The organism is Cupriavidus sp. 01T418 (assembly GCF_056398885.1).
The window spans coordinates 1-1361 of record NZ_JBFTQG010000112.1 but is presented as its reverse complement, the minus strand read 5'-3'; the positions used below and the strand labels follow the sequence as shown (position 1 = coordinate 1361).

Annotated in this window: 1 protein-coding gene; it reads right to left on the bottom strand. The window is 63.0% G+C overall.

Features of this window, described 5'->3' with window-relative positions; all coding sequences use genetic code 11:
- Positions 1 to 1361, bottom strand: a 1361-nt coding sequence (locus AC1DQ3_RS36425) for a calcium-binding protein (RefSeq protein WP_477124937.1), incomplete at both ends; no start/stop codon positions are given.

The window sequence follows — 1361 nt, the reverse complement described above, 5'->3', positions numbered from 1 at the left end:
GAGATCGAGTCGTTGCCGCCACCGGCGTACAGCGTCTCGCCCACGTTGCTGAAGGAGAGGCTGTCCGCACCTTCCGACATGCGGATCGGATAGGCCGCATACAACTCGGCCACCGATAGCGTTTTGCCGTCGGAGAACTGGAACTGGTCTACCGCATAGGCGCTGCTGTAATAGTGATTCTGCAGTGTCAGCCGGTCCGACTGGCCGTAGGTCAGGATCAGGTCGTTGCCCGAGCGGATCACCCCGGTCAGGCCGGTCGAGCTGACGTCCTCGAAGCGTACGGTGTCGACCCGGGCCGCGCTTGTGTCGTACTGGCTGATCAGGTCTTGCCCGCTGCCGACGCGGAACACATAGGTGTCGTTGCCGACGTCGCCGCGCAGCGTGTCGTTGCCAGCTCCACCGTCAAGAACATCGTCGCCCGCCAATCCATCAACGACGTCGTCGCTGCCCCCCCAAACAATGCGGTCCGCGCCTGAAGTGGCTCCGGCTGTCCTGTTGCGGATGGCGGATGCATCCCATACTGACTGATCGGAGAAGAGAATCTGGTCGATCTGATACCCGCTGACAAAGTGATTGGCTATCTTGATCTGATCGCTAGTTGTCAGTGAGATGATCAGATCATTGCCGACGCGATTCAGGGCAAGATCGCCAGCGGTAATTCCGGCGCCGAGCAGCAGTGTGTCCACTTTCCCCACCGTGGTGTCGACGCTGGAGATGGTGTCCTTGCCCGAGCCGCGGCCGAACAGATAGACGTCGTTGCCGATGCCGCCATCGAGCACGTCGTTACCTGCGCCGCCATCCAGGGTGTCATTGCCGCCACCACCGGACAGCCGGTCATCGCCCTCGCCGCCGAGCAGCACATCGGCCCCGGCCTCGCCGTTGAGCGTGTCGTTCTGTGCGCCACCCGACAGCGTGTCGTCGCCGGCACCGCCATTCAGCGTGTCGGCACCATCGCCGCCATCGAGCGTGTCGTTGCCAGCATACCCGTACAGCGTGTCGTCCCCGGCCAGCCCGAAGAGCGTGTCCGCCGTGGCATAGCCGTGCAGCGTGTCGTTGTCCGCGCTGGCGACCTGCACCAACGCCTTGATGGCCGCCACATCCCATATCGCGCCATCGGCAAAGCGGATCTGCTCGACCTGGTAGCCGTAGGTGGCGTCGTTGTAGAAGTAGTTGGCGACGGTGAGGATATCGGCGCTGCCCTTGAGGGTCAGCACCAGGTTGTTGCCTTCGCGCGTTGCCTTCACATCATCGGTGGTGATGCCATTGCCCAGCAGGATGACATCCTGCTTGCCTGCCGTGGTGTCAGCGCTGGAGATGGTGTCCTTGCCCGAGCCGCGGCCGAACAGATAGACGTCGTTGCC